Origin of the sequence: Nocardioides alpinus, assembly GCF_900112035.1 — a bacterium.
Taxonomy (GTDB): Bacteria; Actinomycetota; Actinomycetes; order Propionibacteriales; family Nocardioidaceae; genus Nocardioides; species Nocardioides alpinus.
On the sequence record NZ_FOKC01000001.1, the window covers coordinates 934,209 to 956,728 of the forward strand.

Annotated in this window: 23 protein-coding genes, 1 tRNA gene and 1 pseudogene; 19 read left to right on the forward strand and 6 right to left on the reverse strand. The window is 66.7% G+C overall.

Annotated features, from left to right (window positions below):
* Positions 1-4: 4 nt before the first annotated feature.
* Positions 5-580 (reverse strand): dCTP deaminase, encoded by a 576-nt coding sequence (dcd, locus tag BM127_RS04510; protein WP_091194837.1) that lies wholly within the window; start codon positions 578-580, stop codon positions 5-7.
* A gap of 56 nt (positions 581-636) precedes the next feature.
* Between dcd and BM127_RS22750 the strand changes: the two are divergent.
* From BM127_RS22750 to BM127_RS04520, 3 genes and pseudogenes are all read left to right on the forward strand, one after another.
* Positions 637-954 (forward strand): annotated as a pseudogene (locus BM127_RS22750) (SGNH/GDSL hydrolase family protein); the annotation flags it as partial.
* A gap of 71 nt (positions 955-1,025) precedes the next feature.
* Positions 1,026-1,397, forward strand: coding sequence for an SGNH/GDSL hydrolase family protein (locus BM127_RS22755; RefSeq protein ID WP_231263073.1), 372 nt, complete (start codon positions 1,026-1,028; stop codon positions 1,395-1,397).
* A 41-nt stretch (positions 1,398-1,438) separates the two neighbouring features.
* Positions 1,439-1,514, forward strand: a tRNA-Gly gene (locus BM127_RS04520).
* Positions 1,515-1,808: 294 nt separating this feature from the next.
* Here the strand turns inward: BM127_RS04520 and BM127_RS04525 are convergent.
* A complete protein-coding gene (locus BM127_RS04525; protein ID WP_091194840.1) occupies positions 1,809-3,677 on the reverse strand; it encodes a hypothetical protein in 1,869 nt (622 codons plus the stop codon).
* Complete coding sequence (locus tag BM127_RS04530; RefSeq protein ID WP_139227634.1) at positions 3,674-5,026, reverse strand: site-specific integrase; 1,353 nt, start codon at positions 5,024-5,026, stop codon at positions 3,674-3,676. The genes BM127_RS04525 and BM127_RS04530 overlap by 4 nt, the downstream gene beginning before the upstream one ends.
* A 141-nt stretch (positions 5,027-5,167) precedes the next feature.
* Between BM127_RS04530 and BM127_RS04535 the strand changes: the two genes are divergently transcribed.
* The 8 genes from BM127_RS04535 to BM127_RS22760 all read left to right on the forward strand — a co-directional run bounded on the left by BM127_RS04535 (position 5,168) and on the right by BM127_RS22760 (position 11,169).
* Complete coding sequence (locus tag BM127_RS04535; protein WP_091194846.1) at positions 5,168-5,674, forward strand: hypothetical protein; 507 nt, start codon at positions 5,168-5,170, stop codon at positions 5,672-5,674.
* Between the two features lie 79 nt (positions 5,675-5,753).
* Positions 5,754-6,101 carry a hypothetical protein gene (locus BM127_RS04540; RefSeq protein ID WP_091194848.1) on the forward strand — a complete coding sequence of 116 codons (348 nt, stop codon included), beginning with the start codon at positions 5,754-5,756 and terminating at the stop codon, positions 6,099-6,101.
* 191 nt (positions 6,102-6,292) lie between these two features.
* Positions 6,293-6,499, forward strand: coding sequence for a DUF2933 domain-containing protein (locus tag BM127_RS04545; protein WP_091194851.1), 207 nt, complete (start codon positions 6,293-6,295; stop codon positions 6,497-6,499).
* A 73-nt stretch (positions 6,500-6,572) separates the two neighbouring features.
* Positions 6,573-8,924 carry a heavy metal translocating P-type ATPase gene (locus tag BM127_RS04550; RefSeq protein WP_091194853.1) on the forward strand — a complete coding sequence of 784 codons (2,352 nt, stop codon included), beginning with the start codon at positions 6,573-6,575 and terminating at the stop codon, positions 8,922-8,924.
* A gap of 27 nt (positions 8,925-8,951) precedes the next feature.
* Positions 8,952-9,164, forward strand: a complete 213-nt coding sequence (locus BM127_RS21785) for a hypothetical protein (RefSeq protein WP_139227636.1) — start codon at positions 8,952-8,954, stop codon at positions 9,162-9,164.
* 78 nt (positions 9,165-9,242) lie between these two features.
* Positions 9,243-9,734 carry a hypothetical protein gene (locus tag BM127_RS04555; protein ID WP_139227638.1) on the forward strand — a complete coding sequence of 164 codons (492 nt, stop codon included), beginning with the start codon at positions 9,243-9,245 and terminating at the stop codon, positions 9,732-9,734.
* A 36-nt stretch (positions 9,735-9,770) separates the two neighbouring features.
* The gene (locus BM127_RS04560) at positions 9,771-10,445 is read left to right on the forward strand and encodes a DUF305 domain-containing protein (RefSeq protein ID WP_232786081.1); all 675 of its coding nucleotides are present in this window, start codon (positions 9,771-9,773) and stop codon (positions 10,443-10,445) included.
* A gap of 373 nt (positions 10,446-10,818) precedes the next feature.
* Positions 10,819-11,169, forward strand: coding sequence for a hypothetical protein (locus BM127_RS22760; RefSeq protein ID WP_231263072.1), 351 nt, complete (start codon positions 10,819-10,821; stop codon positions 11,167-11,169).
* 63 nt (positions 11,170-11,232) lie between these two features.
* On the opposite strand, the gene BM127_RS04570 is transcribed toward BM127_RS22760, so the two are convergent.
* Positions 11,233-12,594, reverse strand: coding sequence for an ApeA N-terminal domain 1-containing protein (locus tag BM127_RS04570; RefSeq protein WP_139227640.1), 1,362 nt, complete (start codon positions 12,592-12,594; stop codon positions 11,233-11,235).
* On the reverse strand, positions 12,591-13,139 hold the full coding sequence (locus tag BM127_RS22135) for a hypothetical protein (protein ID WP_157829672.1): 549 nt from the start codon (positions 13,137-13,139) through the stop codon (positions 12,591-12,593). The genes BM127_RS04570 and BM127_RS22135 overlap by 4 nt, the downstream gene beginning before the upstream one ends.
* Positions 13,140-13,164: 25 nt before the next feature.
* On the opposite strand from BM127_RS22135, the gene BM127_RS04575 reads away from it, so the two are divergent.
* Complete coding sequence (locus BM127_RS04575; protein ID WP_157829673.1) at positions 13,165-14,532, forward strand: AlbA family DNA-binding domain-containing protein; 1,368 nt, start codon at positions 13,165-13,167, stop codon at positions 14,530-14,532.
* 96 nt (positions 14,533-14,628) lie between these two features.
* Here the strand turns inward: BM127_RS04575 and BM127_RS04580 are convergent, their stop codons facing one another.
* Positions 14,629-15,174 (reverse strand): ArsR/SmtB family transcription factor, encoded by a 546-nt coding sequence (locus tag BM127_RS04580; protein WP_232786083.1) that lies wholly within the window; start codon positions 15,172-15,174, stop codon positions 14,629-14,631.
* Here BM127_RS04580 and BM127_RS04585 point away from each other — a divergent pair.
* From BM127_RS04585 to BM127_RS04615, 7 genes are all read left to right on the forward strand, one after another.
* Positions 15,089-16,192 carry a HupE/UreJ family protein gene (locus BM127_RS04585; protein ID WP_101229010.1) on the forward strand — a complete coding sequence of 368 codons (1,104 nt, stop codon included), beginning with the start codon at positions 15,089-15,091 and terminating at the stop codon, positions 16,190-16,192. The genes BM127_RS04580 and BM127_RS04585 overlap by 86 nt on opposite strands.
* Positions 16,189-17,244: a cation diffusion facilitator family transporter gene (locus BM127_RS04590; RefSeq protein WP_091194873.1), complete on the forward strand. Its 1,056-nt coding sequence runs from the start codon at positions 16,189-16,191 to the stop codon at positions 17,242-17,244. Before BM127_RS04585 ends, BM127_RS04590 begins: the two co-directional genes overlap by 4 nt.
* A gap of 48 nt (positions 17,245-17,292) precedes the next feature.
* On the forward strand, positions 17,293-17,811 hold the full coding sequence (locus tag BM127_RS04595; RefSeq protein WP_231263070.1) for a Chromate resistance protein ChrB: 519 nt from the start codon (positions 17,293-17,295) through the stop codon (positions 17,809-17,811).
* Positions 17,808-18,242: a chromate resistance protein ChrB domain-containing protein gene (locus tag BM127_RS04600; protein WP_091194878.1), complete on the forward strand. Its 435-nt coding sequence runs from the start codon at positions 17,808-17,810 to the stop codon at positions 18,240-18,242. The genes BM127_RS04595 and BM127_RS04600 overlap by 4 nt, the downstream gene beginning before the upstream one ends.
* Positions 18,239-19,642 carry a chromate efflux transporter gene (gene chrA / locus BM127_RS04605; protein ID WP_231263069.1) on the forward strand — a complete coding sequence of 468 codons (1,404 nt, stop codon included), beginning with the start codon at positions 18,239-18,241 and terminating at the stop codon, positions 19,640-19,642. The genes BM127_RS04600 and chrA overlap by 4 nt, the downstream gene beginning before the upstream one ends.
* Positions 19,643-20,133: 491 nt before the next feature.
* Positions 20,134-21,357: a cysteine peptidase family C39 domain-containing protein gene (locus tag BM127_RS04610; RefSeq protein WP_091194881.1), complete on the forward strand. Its 1,224-nt coding sequence runs from the start codon at positions 20,134-20,136 to the stop codon at positions 21,355-21,357.
* Between the two features lies 1 nt (position 21,358).
* Positions 21,359-22,459 (forward strand): hypothetical protein, encoded by a 1,101-nt coding sequence (locus BM127_RS04615; RefSeq protein ID WP_091194884.1) that lies wholly within the window; start codon positions 21,359-21,361, stop codon positions 22,457-22,459.
* Positions 22,460-22,520: the final 61 nt, after the last annotated feature.

The window sequence follows — 22,520 nt, forward strand, 5'->3', positions numbered from 1 at the left end:
CCGCTCAGATGGGCGTGCGGTGGAAGCCCTGGAAGGACCGGCTCGGGGTCGGGCCGCGCTGGCCCTGGTAGCGCGAGCCGTACTTGGCGGAGCCGTAGGGGTGCTCGCTCGGCGAGGAGAGCCGGAAGAAGCAGAACTGGCCGATCTTCATGCCCGGGTAGAGCTTGATCGGCAGGGTCGCGACGTTGGCGAGCTCGAGGGTCACGTGCCCGGAGAACCCGGGGTCCACGAACCCGGCGGTCGCGTGCGTCAGCAGCCCGAGCCGACCCAGGGACGACTTGCCCTCGACGCGCGCAGCGACGTCGTCGGGAAGCGTGATCACCTCGTACGTCGACCCCAGCACGAACTCGCCCGGGTGCAGGATGAAGGGCTCGTCGCCCTCCGGCTCGACCTCGCGGGTCAGCTCGGACTGGTCGGCCGCGGGGTCGATGTGCGGGTAGCGGTGGTTCTCGAAGACCCGGAAGTACCGGTCGAGCCGCACGTCGATGCTGGACGGCTGCATCATCTGCGGATCCCACGGATCGAGGGCGATCCGGCCGAGGTCGATCTCGTGGGCGATGTCGCGGTCGGATAGCAGCACGGCGCCAACCTAGCCGTCGTTTTCCACGCTGGGGAGGCGGTGACCACAATGGCTCCGTGACCTTCCACCGTTACGTCGCCCTGGGCGACTCCTTCACCGAGGGCGTCGGCGACCCCGACCCGACGCGCCCCAACGGCCTGCGCGGCTGGGCCGACCGCGTCGCCGACGTGCTCGCCCAGCAGACCGACGACTTCGGCTACGCCAACCTCGCCATCCGCGGCCGCAAGCTCGCCCCCATCGTCGCCGAGCAGGTCGAGGCCGCCGTCGCGCTCGAGCCGGACCTCATCACGATCCACGGCGGCGGCAACGACGTGCTCCGCCCCCGCGTCGACCTCGACGCCCTCGCCCGGACGTACGACGACGCCATCGCGCGCCTGTCCACCACCGGCGCCCGGGTCGTGATGTTCACCATCTTCGACCCCGGCGGCAAGGGGATCTACGGGCCGTGCGCGGCCGCATGGCCATCTTCAACGAGTGGGTCCGCGAGATCGCCGACCGGCACGACGCGACGATCGTCGACATGTGGCGGATGCGCGACATCGAGATCGCCGGCGTCATGGACACCGACCGGATGCACCTCAACAGCGACGGGCACACCCACATGGCCCACGCCGTCCTCGAGGCGATCGGCGTCGAGCACAGCCTCGAACCGGTCACCGTCCCGCCGCTGCCGCTGCTCCCCCGCCGCGAGCAGTGGGCCGCCAACGCTCGGTGGACCCGCCAGTTCCTCGTGCCGTGGGTGCACCGCCGCGTCACCGGGCGCTCCTCGGGGGACACTGTCTCCCCGAAGCGACCCGGCCTCTCGAGCGTCAGGTAGCACCGGTCGTATACCATCGCGACGCCGTTCACGGACGGCATGCGGATGTAGCTCAGCTGGTAGAGCGCGACCTTCCCAAGGTCGATGTCGCGAGTTCGAATCTCGTCATCCGCTCCAAGTGGTACTTGCGAAACCCAGCCGCCATAGTTACGAAACTGTCGGCTGGAACGTGACGTGTGCCTTCGCCGCCCCGACCGATGTGTCTGCGGCCTCTTAGGAGCGGTCTGACAGAACTCGGCGTCAACGACCAGGGTCGATCTTCGCTCGGCTGATCGATTTCGGGCGCGTCTCTGCCCCGTACCGGCGACCGCTGGTACGGGGCAGATGTTTCTCAGAAGTTGACAGGCCGTCGGCATGAAGCGCGAGGTGCAGACGGTCGGGCCCGAGAATTTCTTTGATAGTTGACAGGACTCAGGCTGCCAGTGGCGGACTTCCGCCTGTCTCCCAGTCCGGACGCTTGCTGCGCCAAGAAATCCACGAGGGCGGGCCGGTGAACTCCCCCTTGACCGGCTTCGTCTTCGGCTCGCTCGGCAACGGCATACCTGCCTTGTAGAAAGACCGGATCTTGCGGACGTTGGTCGCTACGAGTCCAACAACTGCGACGAGGGCGTTGGCGGCGAACCCACGAACTCGGCGGTTCTCCTTCATGGCGAGTTGCTCGTGCTTGCCATCCTTGGTGTAGCCGTTGTAGCCCTCGACCATCGACCGCGCCGGACGATATCGGTCGTCCCACTCCTGGGAGCCGTGCTGGAGGTCCTGGACCAACTTCTCGTATGGGCCGACGTCTTTGCTTTCAATTTTGACGGTGCCTTGCGAGCAGAGGTCGCCTCGGTGCTCCGGTGCGTCATGTGCAACGACGTACTCCTTCGAGGCCGGGGCGGGACCGATGCGCAAGGGACCGTCCGGACGGACGGGGCAGGAGACGGTCGCTCGGGTGCCGAGGGCAGGGCAGGCGTAGCGGTTCTTGTCGTGTCGCTTCGCGAGGAAGAACGAACGCTGGCGGATGCGCTTCTGGTACGACTTCCAGTCGTTGTCCTGGTTGAAGGTCTTCTTGGCATCGATGAGGTGCTGGGGCATGTTGGGGCTGTAGAAGTTGCCCTCGACGAGGATGGAGCCGCGGACAGTGGCCATCACACCGAGTTGGTCCTTCTTGTAGTCGCCGATGAGGCGGTAGCCGAGCGCCTCGATGGGGCGGTTGAAGTCCTCCGCAAGACACTGGCCGAAGTAGCCTCGGTCGGTGACCATGTCGCCAGCCGGGTGACCTCGTTCGACGATGGAGCGGCATATCGCCGTCGCGTTCTCGCCGGACCGCTTGTTGGGGGTGTCCATCGACGCCGCCACCGCCAGCACGGGGAAGGGTCCTGGGTTGTACGGGTCGGGCGTCGCGACGGCGAGGTGCATTGCGTAGGCCCAGACCTGGGTGTCGTCGTGGCGGTTGTACCAGCCCGCATACCACTCAGGGCTCATACTGTCGGTCGGCTTGACCTTCTTATCGTTGGTCGGGTTCCCGCGCTTGCCCCACACTTCGATGGGCGTTGCGTCCAGCGAGATGTGACCGGTCCAGGCGGCGCGAGTCTCTTCATCGAGCAACTGCACGGTTGCCTCCAGGAGGCGGTTCATGACCCAGCGCAGTCGCGCCATCTTCACTTCACTCGCGTCAGGGTCGAGACGTTGCTGAAGTGCGTCGACCTCGCTGCGCCTCATGCGGGTACCGCCCGCGAGGGTGGGAAACGGGTCGCAGACTGCGGTGAACCGCTTCCACGCACGTCGAACGCGGTGCATCACAGCGACGTCGCTGGCTCCCTTGCCCTGTGTCGGGATGCCGAGCAGGCGCTTGCTCACCGGAGCGAGTCGGTGCTGCACCAGGTCGGTGACAGAGGCCAACTGGGGCGCCTCCCCCAGCATCTGGAGCACGTAAGTGCAGACCAGGATGAGTTGGTCGCGGTTGTCGAACCCACTGTCGGGCTCCACGTCGCCCGCTACCCCGACCCGGCCGTTGTCGCTGTCGCTGCGGCTTGCGTAGACGGCGGGCCGCCCACCGGGTCCCTTGCGTTCGAGCGTGTGCCAGTAGCCCAGTTTCGGCAGCACGGCACTCCCCCTGACGAGGTCGACAGCACCCTCGACCAGTTGGTGGTCGATGAAGCCGCGGTGGTCGCTGCCGTCGTCTCGTCCTTGGACGTTGAGCCGTTGACGAGTCTGTCGGCGCTTGTTCTCGGACCAGTCGGCCATCAGAATCGGCGCAACCTGCGGCTCGCCCTCCCAGCCGAGGACGTGGCTCATTCGTCGTCCACCGGTCGGAGCGGGCGCCCGCTGTGCGACGCGCGGCAACCCTCGGTTCGCGCGCGCATCGTCAGCGCCGAGCGAGCCGTCCGCGCCTCCATCGGCGGGACGTAGTCGTAGAACCGACCCAGCGCACCGAGCGTCTCAATCCCAGCGGCGTCCATCAGCGCTTGTACCGGGGTCTGTGCGGAGAGGTGGGTGACAATCCAGGTGGCACGCAACCGCTGCACGTTGACGGGGAACGGCTTGTTCGGCGCCTTGTGCAGCATGTCCGAGAGCACCTTCGATGTCCGGACCTTCCGCGTCGGTCGGAACAGGAACATGTCGGGCTTCCAAGCGGCACGTGCGATGTCAGCGATGACGGACTCCCACTCGGCGAGGACCGGAACCGTCCGGGGCTTGTCACCAGCCACTTCGACGAGGACGCCTTCGTCGTCCACGCTCACGTGCGAGGCGTTGATGCGCAGCGCTTCTCCATTGCGGAGTCCCGCACCGACGCAGAGGGCGAGGAGCAGGTTGAAGTCGACCCGGTTGGCATCGCTCGCCTGGTAGTCCACCCACGCGCGGAGTACCTGAACTTCGTTGTCGCTGTAGGGCGTCGAACCGTCCGCGCCGCGGAAGCCCGGCATCCTGGCGCTCGGCTGGAGGTGTCCGATGTTGGCATCGGCTACACGCAGCAGGCGCGACCTGTAGGTGCCGATGGTGGCATCGGTCATAGCAGTGGTCGCGTTGAGGTGGTTGCCGTAGGCGACGATGATGTCGCGCCGCAGCAGCACTGTCGGGTCCAGCGGTAGCCCGGTGATGTGGGTCTGGTGGTCGAAGTAGCGGGCCACCACAATCATCAACTGGCTTGCCTCGTAGGCCGACGCGTCTTCGCATCGCTTGACGACATCGCGGGTGACATCCGCGATGGGCGCCCAGCGGGCAGCCGTCATCCCCTTCGGGACGTAGTTCTCGCGTACGCGCGTCACAGTTTCCTCGGCGGACGAGTCGATGGTGGAACCCGAGAGGAGTGGGAGGGAGCGGGCCGGGTCAGGCTCGTGCGGAACCACGGAGAGGCTGGGACGCAACATCCGTGGGTTCGTTAGCGCGTCCGAGGTGACCCGATGCGATTCGAGGCCGCGCGCTTCCGGACGGCGCGACTGGTGAAGGTCGTGAACTGTCGCTTGACTCAGGAGGCCGGAGGGCCCGCTGGCGTGGACCTGCGTGTCCGCGCCAGACCAGGCATCCCCGGCTAACGGGCTGCGGGGAGCGGATACGTGGCCGCGGACCGAAGCACCGTCACTGAGGCGGTCAGGGCGGCGCGCGGTGGCGCCGCGCAACAGGGCGCGCTGGGCAATGTGGCTCACGACGGTGCCCTATGCACGCAGCGGCACGCCAGCAGGCGAGAGTCGTACTCATTCGCCGAACATAGTGTGAATGTGCACGAGGTTTGGCCAGAATCTACCAACTTCCGGGGTCCGACCCCCAGTTCGAACTACGTTCGCCCCGTGTCGGAACGGAAGCCGCCCCCTCGTGGCCTCATCCTCGGCGCGCCGTCCGTCTTCGGGCACCAGGTGGACGTCTCTTGGAAGCAGCCAGGCACCCTCGACGAACTCGTGCTACTCAGGCACGCAGAGATCCAGCACGAGTTCGCATTTCGGGTGCGCACCCGGCTACGTAAGCGCGGGGTCGGACAAAGGCAGTTCGTCGGCGCAACCGCAGGTCATGCCGCAGACGACAACTGGTTTCCGCTCGATCACTTCGGGCGCGGCCTCAACGGCACGTCGTGGTTCACCTTCGACCAGATGCTGAGGATCGAGCAGCACACTGGACCGATCCTCGTGCGCCTGAGGTTCCCAAGGACAGTTCTGACGAACCCCGCGCTCATCGGCTCGGTGCCGTACGCCGACAGCGTCGATCCGGAGGTCTACCGCGAGGTGCACGGGCGGCCCCATCCGCAGGCAGAGTCCAACTCTGAGCCAGGGCCGAGCGCCGTTCCCCAGTCGCGGGCCTAGGAACGACGCTCGATCCACACCATCGCCCTGCCGCCGCAGCGCCGACCGTGCTGATCGGCCAGTGTGGGAAGGTGCGCGCATGACGCAACCACTCGCGGTCCCGATCCCTGGAGTCGACGGAGGTAGCGAGCACGTCATCGTGTTCGCACCCGACATCGACTCCCTGGCCTTGTGGGTCGACGACGTACTCGTCGCCGGACTGTCCGAAGGCGCCGCGAAGCAGATCGATCACATCGCTGACGGGTTGGCCGACAACACACAAACCATTGGTATCGCCCTGCCTGCTATCGACGGAGACGGGCACTTCATGCTCGCCTTCAACGTTCCGGCGGATCAACTCGCCGTTTACGACCGTGACGGGGACACCCCACTGGCAGCCGTCACAAAGGCACACAGCGCCATTGCTCATCTGTCAGGCCGGTCTTAGAACTTCACCGCTCGTCACGGCAACGCCCCCGGCACTGCTCGAAAGGCAAGGCGCCGGTCAGGATCCGCGTCTCGGCTCGGCCGCGGGACCTCTGGCCCCGCCTAGGGACCTTCTGCTCTGCCGCCGAACCACCTGCTCGCCGAGCATGCAGGTAGACGGGACGCTCTCGTCGGTTGTAGTTGGGAGTTGCCATGAACAAGGACCACTACCCGTTCTACGGGGTTGCTCTTGTCGTTGGTGCAGCGTTGGCGGTGTGGGCGGGGATGCCCATCGCATTCCTGTTTTTCCTGGCCTGCCCGCTGATGATGTTCTTCATGATGAAAGGCATGGGCGGCATGCACGACAGCGCACCCGCTCCCCCGACGACGCCCTCGGTCGAACAGCCCAAGCGCCTCTGACCGACCGATTCTCTCTCTCAGACAGGGGCCGACTGGCTCTTGACCGCATACCCCTAGGGGGTATCCTCGAAGCATGACCAGTCACCCGATCGAAAGCGATGCGCGCCCCACACCGACGGTCAAAGACCCGGTGTGCGGGATGGACGTGAACCCTGCAACGAGCACGCTCATGGCGGTGCACGATGGCGAGACGTTCCATTTCTGTTCCGCTGGCTGCCAGGCGAAGTTCGAGGCAAACCCCGACCATTACGCCGGAGACGGTCACCCTCATGCCGCAGCCGGTGCGGCTGAGGTTCCGGCAGGGGCGGAGGTCGCGGAGTACACCTGCCCGATGCACCCCGAGATCCGGCAGCCCGGACCCGGCTCGTGCCCCATCTGCGGGATGGCGCTGGAGCCAGTCCTGGTCACCGCCAACACTGGCCCGAACGCAGAACTGCTTGACATGACCCGCCGGTTCTGGGTCGGTGTCGTGCTCTCCATCCCGGTCCTCATCCTCGGGATGGGTGGGGACTTGATCCCCGCAATCCACGACCTCATGTCCCCGCGCGCCTCAGCCTGGGTGCAACTGGTGTTGGCGACGCCGGTGGTTTTGTGGGCAGGCTGGCCGTTCTTCCAACGGGGCTGGACCTCGGTGCGGACCATGAATCTGAACATGTTCACGCTGATTGCAATGGGTACCGGTGTGGCCTGGTTGTTCAGCGTGGTCGCCACGGTCGCGCCGGACATCTTCCCCGAAGCGTTCCGCATGGACGGCGCCGTCGATGTCTACTTCGAAGCCGCCTCCGTCATCACCACCCTGGTCCTGCTGGGGCAGGTGTTGGAACTACGCGCCCGTGAACAGACCTCTGGTGCCATCAAGGCGCTGCTCGACCTGAGCCCGAAGACGGCACGACGGGTCCGTGCCGACGGAACCGACGAGGAAGTCGCCCTCGACGAGGTGCAACTCGGTGACCGGTTGCGGGTCCGTCCCGGCGAGAAGGTGCCGGTCGACGGCACAGTCGAGGAAGGACGTTCCTCTGTTGACGAGTCCCTGGTCACCGGTGAGTCGATGCCGACCACCAAGACCACCGGCGACAACGTCATCGGCGGCACCATAAACCAGACCGGGGCGCTCGTCATGGTCGCCGAAAAGGTCGGACGCGACACGATGCTGGCCCGCATCGTGCAGATGGTCTCCGACGCTCAACGCTCCCGCGCACCCATCCAGCGGATGGCCGACCGGGTAGCGGCTGTCTTCGTTCCCGTCGTCATCGCCATCGCCGTCGTCGCGTTCGCGGCGTGGGCGCTCGTTGGCCCCGACCCTCGACTGGCACACGCCCTGGTCGTCGCGGTCGCGGTCCTCATCATCGCCTGCCCCTGTGCGCTCGGCCTCGCCACACCGGTCTCCATCATGGTCGGGGTAGGACGCGGAGCGCAGATGGGTGTCCTCATCAAGAATGCCGAAGCGCTTGAACGGATGGAGAAGGTCAACACCCTCGTGGTGGACAAGACCGGCACCCTCACCGAAGGACGTCCCTCGGTCACCCACATCGGCCCAACAACCGGGTTCGAGTCCGACGAACTGCTGCGCCTGGCTGCCGGAGTCGAACGTGCCTCCGAGCACCCGCTGGCCCAAGCCATCGTCAACGCAGCCAACGACAAGCACCTGCCCATCCCCGAGGTGGCCGGCTTCGACTCACCCGTCGGACGCGGCGTAGTCGGCGTCGTCGACGGTCACACCGTGATGCTGGGTAGCGCCGACTTCATGACCAGCCAGCACCTCGACCCGGCTGGTTTTCTCGCCGAGGCGGACCGCTTGCGAGGCGACGGTGCCACTGTCATCTTCATCGGCATCGACGCAGCGGTCGCAGGCATCTTCGCCATCGCCGACCCCGTCAAGCAGACCACCCCCGCAGCAATCGAAGCGTTGCATGCTGCGGGCATCGAGGTCGTCATGCTCACCGGAGACAACCGCGTCACCGCCGAGGCCGTCGCCCGCAGGCTGGGCATCGACCGGGTCGAAGCCGAAGTCCTTCCCGACCACAAGGCCGACGTGGTGCAACGCCTCCGCACCGAAGGACGAGTCGTCGCCATGGCCGGTGACGGTGTCAACGACGCCCCCGCCCTCGCCGCCGCTGATGTCGGCCTCGCCATGGGCACCGGCACCGACGTAGCCATCGAGTCCGCAGGGGTCACCCTCCTCAACGGTGACCTCACCGGCATCGTCCATGCCCGACAACTGTCCGCCGCCACCATGTCCAACATCCGCCAGAACCTCGTCTTCGCCTTTGCCTACAACGTCGCAGGCATCCCGATCGCTGCCGGAGTCCTCTACCCGGTCACCGGACTCCTGCTCTCCCCGATGATTGCTGCCGCGGCGATGGCCCTGTCCTCAGTCAGCGTCATCACTAACGCCCTGCGCCTGCGCAGCCAACACCTCGCATGACCTGCACGACCTAGGAAGGGAACCACCATGAACAAGCACCTTCGTTCAGCACTCGTGGGCAGCGCCGCCGTTATCGCACTGCTCGCTGCTCCTGGTGCGGCGCTCGCTGCGCAAGGCGGCAGCACGATGCCGCCCGGCATGCAGGTGATGATGAACGCGCCGGGACACGAGCACTTCTTGACGTCACCGGGCCACGAGCACGTGATGGGCTCACCCGGTCATCAGGCGATGATGGACTGACACCACCGAAGACCTTGCGGTTGCGCACACCCGCACCTCGACTGCCCCGCCATCACCTACGAACGTAGGCTGGAAGAGATGACCACGACGCGCCCCACGACAAGCACTCCGAGCAGGGCCGTGCCCGCGCTGCTCGCTGCCGTCGTGGTGTCCGTGGTCCTTGGCATCATCGGAATGCACGCCTTGAGCACCCACGGCGTCATGGGCACCACAGACCACTCCGCCATGACCAGCCCGGTCACGAGCCGGGCCAGCAGCCCTACGGCTGGGGCACACGGCGACATGTCCGGTGACCCGCTCACCAGCGCCGCCGCCGGGGCGCACGCTGGCATGTCGAGCATGGCACCGCAGGAGGGCCACGGTCACAGCCTGGGCAGCATGGTGATGCTCTGCTTCGCCATGCTTGCCGCCACCGCCGGAGCACTTCTGCTCCTGCTCCTCGGCCTGCGCCGCCAGCCTCGCGTCTGGGCACACCGCCCCGCCGTCCCGACCACCGTCACCCAGTGGGTCACAGCCCGACTCGGGACTGGCCCACCGTACGTCTGGCAGTTCTCCGTCATTCGTTGCTGACAGGCAGCACGTCGCCGACCCCGCCCAGTCGGGGCGATGCGGCACGCCCTGCCCATCTCAGATACGCCTGACTTCAGGAGAACCCCTATGCGTACCAACCGCACCACCCGCGCCCTGAGCGCGCTCACCCTCACCACCGCACTGGCCCTGACCGCTGCCGCCTGCGGCAACGACGACGCCAGCACCGACACGTCGTCGGAGGTGTCCACCACCGAGCACAACGACGCCGACGTGGAGTTCGCGTCCAACATGCTTCAGCACCACGCCCAGGCCCTCGCGATGGTGGACCTCACGATCGACCGCACCCTCGACCCCGAAGTGCAGCAGTTGGCCGAGCAGATCCGCGACGCCCAGGCCCCCGAGATCGAGACGTTCACCGACTGGCTCACCGACTGGGACGAAGAGGTTCCCGAGACCGTGCGCGACCACGCCAACGCCGGTCACGACATGGACGACATGGGCGATTCGATGAACGACGAGAACATGCCGGGAATGATGTCCTCAGACGACATGTCAGCCCTCGAAGACGCCTCCGACGGCGAGTTCCAGACCATGTGGCTGGAGATGATGATCGAGCACCACGAAGGCGCAGTTGAGATGGCGAAGACCGAGCAAGGTGACGGTCGATACAAGGATGCCGTCGACCTCGCGGGCAACATCGTGACGTCCCAGACCGCCGAGATCGAGACGATGAAGGGGCTCCTGCCCTGACCGTTCTGTAGTCAGTTGCGGGGCGGGCGGCGGGAGCGCCCTCCGCCCGCCCCCGCTGGCCTTCCCCTGCTCAACGACGGACCGCCACACGCACGAGGCTCCAAGGTCACGTATGTCAGCGCGCTGTCAACGACACCCTCCCGAGGAGATTCGATTCGTGAAGACCCCAGTCGCGCTCGTAGCGCTCACACTCGCCCTCGCGCTTACCAGTGGATGCAGTGCAGAACGCGGCACCACCACCTCCGGTCCCATGCAACCCGCTAGCGGGGGCAGCGCAGTGGAACCAAGTCTGGACGGGGCATCGCTTCCACCGTGGGCCGCTCCAACCGACGTGCCTGCGCGCGCGGCCAGTGCCGGACTGAACCTCGGTCCCATGGGAACCGCAGAGCACTACCACCCGCACCTGCGCATCATCATCGATGGGACTGACGTCCCGGTCGCGCGGAACATCGGCGTGGACCCTGCAACCGGCGCTATGTCGGCGCTGCACACCCACGAAGGTGACGGCACCATTCACATCGAATCCGACACCGAAGGCGCGGTCTTTACGCTTGGACAACTCTTTGTTCAGTGGGGAGTGAAGTTGACCTCACGCCAGATCGGCGGAGTCCGTGCTGAGTCCGGGTCGGAGGTCGAAGTCACTAGCAACGGCGATGCCGTAGTGGGGGATCCCATGGACCTCACGCTGGCTCCTGAGCAGGAGATCGTGCTGACCGTCGGATAGCGCTCCACGGACGGTTGTTTCGGGGACAACCCGCTGACAGCCGTGTGAAGGCGCATAGCACCGTCACGCACCTGGCGAGCCGGCCCTGGCTTGTCCGCGGAGCCACCGCAGTTGTGCGTGCTCGTCGATGGACTTGAAGACACTGGGTGGCGCGTCGGCCAAGCGCAGGATGCACATGGCAAACAGCCAGAACAGTTGCTCGGAGTGGAGGTGCTCACCGATGCTGCCGTTGAGCCGGAATCTCTCTCGGTGGTGTGCGAGGTCGTTTCTGGTCTCTCTCGCGTGCTCCGCCCAGGTGATGGGATCAACGTGGATGAGGTTTCGGAACGGCTCGCCTGCGAGGTCTACACAGTGGCGGATGCGTTCGGCGTAGTCGAGGTGCTTGCCCGTTTGGCGTCGAACCATGTCGAAGGAGTCGAGAGCGGCGCTCGTGTTCATGATGCGGTCTTCGAGGAACATGTGCGGGCTGTAGCGAGTGGCCATGACGCGGGACAGTTCTGTGCGATACGTGGCGGCAACGCCGAGCCACCGTCCGATGCCTTCCATTCCTCCCAGGTCGTCAAGAGTGAAGTACATGTCGTGGGTGGTGACTGGGTCGGTGGTCTCAGCATGGTTGGACCACTGCGCGTAGTAGGTGATGTCTTCGCGCCAATCACCAATCGGTGTGCCGCCGACCGACATCTTCGGCAGTGCCGGGTGCTGGAGGCAGACCTTGTCGAAGTTGGCGGTTCTGCCGACGGCGATGCTCACCAGGTCCTGTACGTCACTTGCCAGGGTGTCCATGAACGCCGCGAGAGGCTGCGGCTCTTCCGCCACGAGGCTCAGCGACCATCGTTGCCGGATACCGAGTTCGTGAATGTGGTCGCCTTGTTCTTGCAGCGACTGGAAGAACCGCACGCTGGTATCGCCGTGCTGCACCTTGAGCGTGGGGAGCGTCCGGGCGGTGATAATGGAGAAGCGGTCGTCTCCACCGTCGGAGTGTCGCGGGTGGTCGGTGCTGAGACCTGTCTGGTCGACCCACCCGGTGAGGTGACGAAGATCGATGACGACTCGGTCGCCGTCCAGTTCGTTGGGGTAGTCGAACAAGGCGCCTTCGAGCACCCGGTTGACGTGGACGCGTTCGATGGAGTCCTCAAGGCTGAGTTCGCGCAGACTGCGCCGGAAACAGTCGAGCAGCGTGTAGCCGGTGCCTTCGACCTCGCCCCAGATGACCGGGTAGCGCTGAGTTTCGAGTTGGTCCCGAGAACGGTATTTCTGAATGCTCCCGTCGGGGAGGACGTTGTCCTTCACCTCGATGGGGAGTAGTTGCCCATTGAGGTGAAGCGTGCCTCCGTCGGTGACGCTCCATTCGAACGTGCCGAACACCCGGTGGTCGTCATGTTCAGGCAGCCACCATCTGCCTTGCAGATTGAGGGACTCGCTCACTGCCAGGACCCTGGCCCACCAGGCCGGGTCGGTATCGCTCGTTCCGCTGCATAGCGCAACTCCGCGGTGACCTCAGTGGGAAAACTCTGGATCGTTTGTGCGGGCGAAGCACCTTCTAGATACGCGTTCGGGGCGCTGGTCCAAAGTATGAGGAATTCGTCATTCCACCCGGCGGGTGCCAGCAACTCGACGAGTTGCAGCCAGGCGGGAGGTACTTCTTTCGTGCCGTCACCCCAGTTGACGATCTGGAACGCCGGGTAGCGCATGCCTCCAGGCCTCCGTACTCCGATGAGCCCGTCGCGGATGGTCTGGGGCAGTGCGGCAAGGTCTTCGTCGGTGAGGAAGTCGCCGAAGCGCTCCATCTCTTGCCAGTGTTCCTCGCGCAGGGCGGCTTGCGCGGCCTGCCCCGATCTCATGGTCACCATGGCTCCCCCTCGGCTGCCCACGATAGTCGGCGAAAGCGACAACAGGACAGGCTCGGCTCCGATACGACTGCGGTCTGTGGAGGTACCGTGCTGCTGCCCGACTTGCAGGACGTCGAACATCGCTGGGGCTCCGTGGAGGGTCGACATGGCTATCAACTACAGCGCCGAGCGCCTTCCCATGGGCGACGGTGAGTGGGCTGCGCTCCTGTCGGCCGTCGAGGCGTCCCAGGCCAGCGACGAGACCGACTGGTTGGAGCACAAGGCGGGCCTCGACCCGTCCACGAAGGCCGGTGGCGCCGCCCTTGCCAAGGGGATCGTCGCCTTCGCTAACCGTGCGCCCGACCAGGCGGCGCGATGGCTAGGTGGGTACGGCCTGATCGTGGTGGGTCTGGAGCCCGGTCACGTACAGGGAACCCTTGCGATCGACCCGGCAGCACTGCACGACCAGATCGACCGCTATCTGGCGCCACCTGCGCCGAGTTGGGACAGCAGCCAGCACAACTACGGTGGCCAGAATGTTTTGGTCGTGACGGTCGCTCCGCCGCGGTACGGCGATCCGATTGCCGTGTTGAGCAAGGACGGCACGGACGTCATCAACGGCCATATCTACGTGCGGCGCGCGGGGAAGTCAGAGCCCGCCCGGCACGAAGATTTGCGACGCTTGGAGGCCCGCCTTCTCGCTGGCGATCGCTCCTCAGTCGAGATTCTGGTCGAGCCAAGCGGACCTGCGGTGGCGCGCATCGCGTACGAGCCGGACTGGATCGACCAGTGGATCAACGCCGAACGCGAAAGGCTTCTCGCTCCGCTCGCTCCGCCAGCGGCAAACGACAAGTTCGCCTCCTTGGGTCGCGGACTCGCGGGACTTGAATCCAAGAACTTCGGTCTAGGGAAGGGCACTCTGAGCGCGCTCGGCGTCGTCGAGCATGAGGAGTCCCGCTCCGAGGGCGAGTTCCGAGATCAGGTCGAGGCCTACTTGACCCGAGCCGCCGAAGCGCTGCCAGCGGCTCTAGAAGCGTTGCGCTCGCACCACGCATCCGAGCACGAGTTCGTGGTGCACAACAACAGCACCCGGAACTACAAGGACCTGAAGGTCCAAGTTCACATCGAGGGCGCCGTGTTCGGCACGGAGTACCCCGACGACATTCCTGACTTGACCGAACTGGCAGGCAAGCCCCCGCGCGAGTGGGGTCCGTGGACCGAGTTCCCTAAGAACCCGCTCTTCGGCCAGGACTTCGCGGTTCCGATGATGCCTCACTTCAACAGCCCGGGATTCTCACCGTCTCCACAGATCGAGAACGGCGGCTCCGTCACGGTCACCTTTCCGACCTTCAACCTCCGGCCCGGAGAGTCCTTCGTTCTTGAACCCATCTCGCTGTACGCCGACGAGCGCATGACCGGCTCTACTCGTGTCACCTGGTCCGCAACGGCAACGAATGTCGATGCGGTGGCTGAAGGCGAGACAGCGCTGACGATCAGCGACGCTCCCGTGGTCGTCACGAGTCACTTGCGCTGACCCGGAACCACTCGCCCGCGGGCAAACGTGAATATCGGACCCGCAACGGGTGCCGGATCTGCCGATCTGCGGAGACTGCCTGGACCCGATGTCGGCTCACCCGGAGCGAGGGGTCGCGGGCTGTCGCTCGACGGACCCGAGGCGAACGTGCTCGGCGTGCGAGAGAGCCTGTTCGATGAGTTCGCCTACGTGGTTGTCGTAGAGCCTGTACTCGATGTGACGTCCATGGCGTTCGGCAGCCACGAACCCTTGGTCGCGAAGCAGTTTCAGTTGGTGAGAGACCGCCGACTGCTCGATGTCGAGGGCGACCATCAGGTCGCCGACGGTGGCGGGTCCGGCTTGCAGGGTGGCGAGGATGCGAAGACGGCTCGGGTTGGCGAGTGCCCGCAGGGTCGCAGCGACGGATTGAGCGGCGTCGGCGTCGAGGCTCGACGGCAACTGATGACCGACTGACTGGTGTCCCACGTCCACCAGCCTAACCGGATATATGACAAGTCCGTCATATGTTCTAGACTGCCGGTGAATCAACCGCCCCCTCGCGAGCCAAGGACCACCCGTGCAGCCCCACGTGAATGCCCCCACCCGGTTCCGTCCCACGTTCGCCAGACTGGGAACGCTGCTCGCGGTCGTCTTGACGTACACCGTCGCCTCGGCTGGCCCGGCCTCAGCGCACGGCATCGGCGGAGACGCAGCCGACGCAAGCATCTTCGGGTTCGTCGGCATCGGCATTGAGCACATGCTCCTCGGCTGGGACCACCTGCTGTTCGTCGCAGGCATCGTCCTACTCGCAGGCAAGGTCCGACGTGCCGCGAAAGTCATCAGCGCATTCGTCGTCGGTCACAGCCTCACCCTCATCGTCGCCACCCTCGCCGGATGGCAGGTCAACCCCGGTGCCGTTGACGTCGTCATCGTCTTGTCGGTCGCGTTCGTTGGCTTCTACGGCATGTTCGGGCGACCCCAACGATGGGGCATCTTCACCGCCATCGTTTTCGGGTTCGGGCTCATCCACGGGTTGGGGCTCTCTACCCGTTTCCAGTCCATCGGTGTCCCAGACGAGGGCATGGTGTGGCGACTCATCGCCTTCAACGTCGGCATCGAAATCGGGCAACTCACCGCCATCATGGGCATGCTCGCCATCGCCGCCGTGGTCTCGTCGATGTTCAAGAGGGACCGTGAGCCTGCCCTCATCAAGGCCGCGTTCGTTGCCCTGTTCGCCATCGCTGCGATGACTGCACCGTTCCTCGCCTTGGCAGAGTTCCGGTCCGCTGAGAATGAAGCCGCCACCGTCGCGCTGCCAGACGACGCCCCGTGCACCGTCGGCAAACGTGCCCAGGTCCTCCCCGGCGGCGGCGGTCACGCAGGCAAGGACTTCTACGCCCCCGACGAAGAAGCACCCCTTGCCGACTTCGGGCACTCGCTCGGCGACGCCTACGTCATCGTCCTCTATGGCGACGACCTCCCCGACGAGGATGTGACCGCGCTCCAAGAGTTCGTTGACGCCAAGGACCCGGCGAAGGTGCTCGTCGGCAACGGCGACGTGCCAGACGGTCAACTCGTGGCCATCACGCTCGAACAACAGATGTCGTGCGAGAACGTCCATGTGGGAGCGCTGCGCCAGTTCAGCCGTGACTGGTTCGAGAGCCTGAGGGCGGACGCATGAGCAATCACCAGCACGACCACGGACACACCCACGCCGACGACCACAAGCACGACCACGACCACCTGACGGGCCTACGCGGTGCGCTGACCGACCTGTTCCGCCCTCACAGTCACGACGCTGCCGACTCGGTCGACGCTGCCCTTGAAGCCAGCGCGGATGGCATCCGTGCCATCAAGATCAGCCTGGTCGCCCTACTCGTCACCGCACTTGCGCAGGCTGTCGTCGTCGTCATCACGGGATCAGTGGCTCTCCTGGCGGATACCATCCACAACTTCTCCGACGCCCTCACGGCCGTCCCGTTGTGGATCGCATTCATCCTCGGCCGCCGCCGCGCCAACACCACCTACACGTACGGCTATGGCCGTGCCGAGGACCTCGCCGGGGTCTTCATCGTGCTTATGATCGCTGGCTCGGCAGTGCTGGCCGGATACGAGTCGATCCGACGCCTCATCGACCCCAGCACGCTCACCTACCCGTGGGCCGTCATCGCTGCCGGGCTCATCGGGTTCGCAGGCAATGAACTCGTCGCCACCTACCGCATCCGCGTCGGGCGGCGCATCGGATCTGCCGCCCTGGTCGCCGACGGGCTCCACGCCCGCACCGACGGCTTCACCTCGCTCGCGGTCGTCCTCGGCGCGATCGGGGTCATGGCTGGATTCCCCCTCGCCGACCCCCTCATCGGACTGCTCATCACCGTGGCCATCTTGCTCGTCCTGCGCGGCGCATCACGCGACATCTACCGCCGACTCATGGACGCCGTCGACCCAGCCCTCACCGAACAGGCCACCACTACTGTGCGGGCCACTGACGGGGTGCTTGACGTGGAGTATCTGCGGTTGCGTTGGATCGGACACCGCATCAGCGCCGAGGCCGGGGTCATCGTCGCCGCCGATCTTGACCTGCACACGGCGCACGACATCGCCCATGACGCCCAGCATCGACTGCTGCACGAGGTCCCCCGGCTGACCGCCGCGACCATCCACGTCAGCCCCGAGGCTGCGCCCGGCATCGACCCGCACCAGAGCATTGGGCACCACGACAGCCTTCACTAGTCGATTCGATTACTTGACTTCCGATCCGAGAGCGACCATCGTGCAACCGTGGTTACGAAGCACTCGGGTGAAGCGCTCGACTGGGTGACCCTGATCTATCGGGTGCCCCGGGAACCCTCCTCGCCGCGCATCGCCATCTGGCGCAAACTGCGCGCCCTCGGCGTCGCCCAACTCGGCGACGGAGTGGTCGCGCTTCCTGAGGACGCCCGGACTCGCGAGCACCTGGAGTGGGTCGCCGACCAGGTGATCGAGGCGGGAGGCAGCGCACTGCTCCTCCGGGCTCAGACACTCGCACGCAAAGACGAGCGAGCGCTCGCCCATGCGATGTCCCGATCTCGTGCTGAGGAGTACCGCGACCTGACCAACCGCGCTGCCGAGGTGGCGCAGGCGAGCCCGAGCCTCGCCGAGGCCGCTCGTGCCCTCAAGCGACTGCGCAAGGACCTGCGCACCATCCAGAAGCGCGACTACTTCCCGCCCGCCGAGCGCGACCACGCAGTGGCGGCCATCAACCGGCTGGCTGACATCGGCGCAGCCGACCCTGTCTCGACGCAGGGAGGCCGGACATGAAGTGGGCAACCCGCGCCGGGATCCACATCGACCGTGCCTCCTCCGCCTGGCTCATCCGAAGGTTCATCGACCCCGACGCCGAGTTCGTGTTCGTCACCGACCCCGACGACGTGCCCACGGATGCGACCCCCTTCGACATGCGCGGCGTCGCCTACGGCCACCACGGCAACGACTGCACCTTCGAGACCATCCTGCGCCGCCACGACCTGGCTGACCCGGTCCTGTGGCGCATCGCGGCCATCGTCCACGAGGCCGACATCGAGGACGACCGCTACGACGCCCCGGAGGCACCCGGCCTCGACGTGGTCCTACGCGGCCTCTCCATGACCCAGGACGACGACACCGTCCTCGCCCTGACCGGACCCGTGTTCGACGGCCTCTTCGACTACTACCGCCGCAGCCTCATCCTGGGAAAGGACACCCCGACATGAGCACCAGCCCAGACACCGGCTCAGACCTCGGAGCCACCATGGCGGAGAAGCACTCCCACGACGTGATCCCGCTGCGCGAGGCCACCAAGGCGTGGTTCGCCATCTCGCTGCAAACCTTCGGCGGCCCCGCCGGACAGATCGCCGTCATGCAACGCACCCTGGTCGACGAGAAGCGGTGGATCGGCCAGCAGCGGTTCCTGTTCGCCCTGTCCTACTGCACCCTGCTGCCTGGCCCCGAGGCCCAGCAGTTGGCCACCTACGTCGGCTGGCTCCTCAACGGCGTCAAGGGAGCCCTCATCGCGGGGATCCTGTTCATCCTCCCCGGTGTCGTCGCCCTCCTCGTGCTCTCGGGCATCTACGTCGCCTTCGGCGACACCACGCTCGTGGAATCGTTGTTCCTGGGCCTCGCCCCGGCTGTCATCGCCATCGTCATCCAAGCCGTCATCCGCGTCGCCAAGAAGGGTCTCGGCCACCCAGCCCTCATCGGGCTCGCCGTCGCCTCCTACGTTGCCCTGACGTTCTTCGCCGTCCCCTTCCCCGTCGTCATCGGGTTCGCAGCGCTCATCGGCTGGGGACTCGGCAAGGCCATCCCCGACCTCACCAAGCCCAAGACGGCCGCCGCAGACGACGGCCCCCCACCACTCATCAGCGACGACGAACTGCACACCGAACGCCCCTCCGGACGGCGGGCGACCCTCATCCTCGTCATCGGGTTGATCCTGTGGTTCGCCCCGGTCGCAATCGCCGCCCTGGTATTCGGGCGGTCCAGCATCTTCGTCGACCAAGGGCTGTTCTTCTCCGGTGCCGCCGTCGTCACCTTCGGCGGCGCCTACGCGGTCCTCGCCTACGTCGCGCAACAGGCCGTCAGCGTCTACGGCTGGCTCGCCCCCGGCGAGATGGTGCGGGGCCTCGCCCTCGCCGAGACCACCCCCGGCCCGCTCATCATGGTGGTCCAGTTCGTCGCATTCGTCGGCGCCTACCGGGCGCCCGGCGACCTCAACCCGTGGGTCGCCGCTCTCATAGCCTCGCTGCTCGTCACCTGGGTCACCTTCGTGCCCTGCTTTCTGTTCATCCTCCTCGGCGCCCCCTACGTCGAACGCCTCCGCGGCAACCGCGCCCTCGCCACCGCCCTCACTGGCATCACTGCCGCCGTCGTCGGCGTCATCGCGAGCCTCGCCACCTTCTTCGCCCTCCACACCCTTTTCGACAACACCACCCGCATCACCACCGGGCCGCTCAACTTCGAGGTCCCCGTCCCGGGCTCGATCCAGTGGGCCGCCGTGGCCATCACCGCCCTCGCCTGCGCCCTCATCTTCTGGCGCGGCTGGTCCGTCCTACGCACCCTGGGCGTCTGCGCACTCGCGGGAGTCCTCGTTGGACTCGGCCAAGCCGTGGCCTGAGAGGCAACGTCCCACAAACTGACCCAACGGGCTTCTGTTCGACCTGCGCGAACGTCCGGACATGCCGCGATGCGTGCGGCCGCACGAGTGTTATGTCAAGCGATCGAGGCGTTCCCTTTAGACATCTTTAGTTTCGATCCACGCCTGGGAAGTCGGCGCGCACCTTGCCGAGGGCACCAGCCGCGGGAACTTTTGGGATCGGCCGTGGGAACAGACCTCCGGGCCTCTCGCATCGCCGCAGGTCACAGGGGTTTCGCAACTACCCCTCCAACCATCCTCCGGGGGAGCGCCGAGCGCGCGCCCACTTCGCAACCACCGGGTACCCGGTGGTTCGTGAGGTTCTCGACCGTTGCAACGGTCGGGAAGCGCGCGAAAAGGGCAGACGGACCTCGGCGCCCACGTGACCGTTGTGGCCAGTGGGGAACTTGCGCCTTCTGGGGCCACAGAGGACAGTGGGACGCCAGTTGCTCTCGGCTCGAAGGTCCTTCCCCATGCCTGCACTTCCCCGCCTCCCTCGCACCCTCGCCCACCGCATCGCGGGCGAGGACCTGTCCCGACCGCTCTGGCGGCACCCCGCCACGATCGCGGCCGCGGTCCTCGCGCTCACCCTCGGCGCAGTCCCCTTCCTGCCCGACGGTGACGACGACCAGGCGCGCATCGCACCGACCGCGGAGACCACGCAGGCCCCCGGAGCGGCCCACGGGCGCGGCCGGGTCACGCCCGCCATGCGCGCGGAGATCGACCGAGTCATCGCCGAAGGCGCTGCGCTGCGGACAGCACAGGGACGTACGGCCCTCGCGACCGCCGCGGTCCGGTGCGCCACCTTCGACGGCCAGCGCTACTGCCTCGGGTTCGGCTGGACCAACCAGTCGCGCGAGGCACTCGCCGCCCGGATGGCGAGCAGCCCCACCCCCGGCCGCGAGCGGACCGGCGACCTCGACGCGGACGGCGTGCTGGTCCGCGACACCCGGCGCACCGAGACCGAGCGGACGGACGCCGAGCGCGCGGAGCTCACCATGGCTGCGCAGTCGGTCGGCAAGGTCTGGATGCTCCGTCACGAGATCCAGGGCGTCGACCTGCCTGCCGACTTCGCCGAGCGCCACCCCGAGGTCACGGACGTCAGCAGCCGCGGAGGGTTCGGCGGGAACTACCCGACGAAGTCCAAGATCCTCACCAGCAAGGTGGCCCAGGCACAGAACCAGACCTGGTGGTGCGGCCCGGCGACGATGCAGGCCATCGGCTGGAGCTCCGAGGGCGCGCGCAAGAACCAGTCCTACTGGGCCCGCCGCCTCGGCACGACCAGCGCCGGCACGGCGATCACCGACATGGTGCGCGTGGTCAACAACAAGACCGACTACGACGACAAGGCGCACGCCGGCCCCTACGTCGTGCTCGACATCAGCGACTTCAGCTTCAAGCAGTGGTACCGCCTGATGATGCGCCACATCCACGACTACCAGGCTCCGGTCGTGCTCCACCCGGTGCTGCTCAAGCAGTACTACCCCTACCTCGACGACGACGCGTCCGGGCACTTCCAGGTCGGCCGCGGCTTCGACCAGGACCCCGACGGCAACCGCAAGATCGGCTATTTCGAGCCGTGGGACCAGTCGCGCTTCGACCCGAGCGAGCCGGCCATCGACCGCGTCCAGTGGCGCAACGCCTACAAGTCCTACCGCGCCAACCTCGAGCACTTCCAGCACAACATCGGCGTCTGACATGAGGACCCGTACGACGATCGCGCTGGCGCTGCTGCTCACCCTGGCCGGCTGCGGCGGGTCCGACGAGCCCACCCCGGGCCCCGGCGCAGGCGAGGCGTCGAGCAGCACGGGCGCGCCGACGCGCGACGCCCCCACCGGCGGCACCATCGACGCACCCACGGTCGCCGAGCCCACGTCCGCCCTGCTGGAGTGGACGGACTCCGGCCTCGACGCCGGCACCCGCTACGTCAAGGGACCCGAGTGGGAGGCCGTGGCCAGGGACGCCGGCAGCGTGGACCTCACCCGCGACGGCACCCAGGTCGGCATCGGCGCCGGCGCCGGCCGCACCATCTCCGAGGTCCTGATGAGCACCGACTGGAGTGTCGTCGTCAAGCAGGACAAGGCCGAGACCGCGCCCAGCGAGGTCACGGTCGTCGACCTCGCCACGGGTGAGGAGCGGCCGCTCGCCGGTCCGGCACCGGCGAGCGGCGGATCGTGGGCGCTCACGGGCGGCGACCTCTACTACCCGACGTACGGCGACGACGACGCCTACTGCCTGGCCACCTCCGCCCTGGCGGACAGCAACGGTGAGGACGGCTGGTGCGCCCCAGCTCGTTCGGGCTTCTCCGGGCTCACTGCCAGCGAGCACGGCGTCGCGATGATGACCTTCGACGACGCCCGCCCGGTGGCGTGCCGCACCGTCACCCTCCTCGACGGCAGCGGCCTTCCCCAGCCGGTCGAGGGACCCGCCGACTGCACGGCCTGGGACGTCGCGGCCACCGCTGACGGGTCTCTCTGGTCAGAGGTGCCCGCGCCGCGACGCCAGGAGGAGGCGCACTTCTTCGCGTCGGGCGGCGGCACCTTCTTCGACCTCGGCCCCGGCACCACGGGCACCGCTCTCCCCTGCGGCGACTCCGTCTTCTTCGTCCGCGACCCGCAGGGCGACGACGAGCCGGCGCAGCTGATGCGCTGGACCCCGGACCACACCCTCGAGATCGCCTACGAGTCCGCGTCCGTCGGCAACGCCTTCCTCGGCGAGCCCGCGTGCGGAGGAGGCGTACTGACGCTCTCGTCCTTCGGCGAGCGGGGCGACGAGCTCGTCTGGGCACCTGTCGGCTGATCGCCTTCAGCGCCTCTTAAGCCCTTCGCCACAGGCTCCTCCCGATCGTCGTCACAGCGGC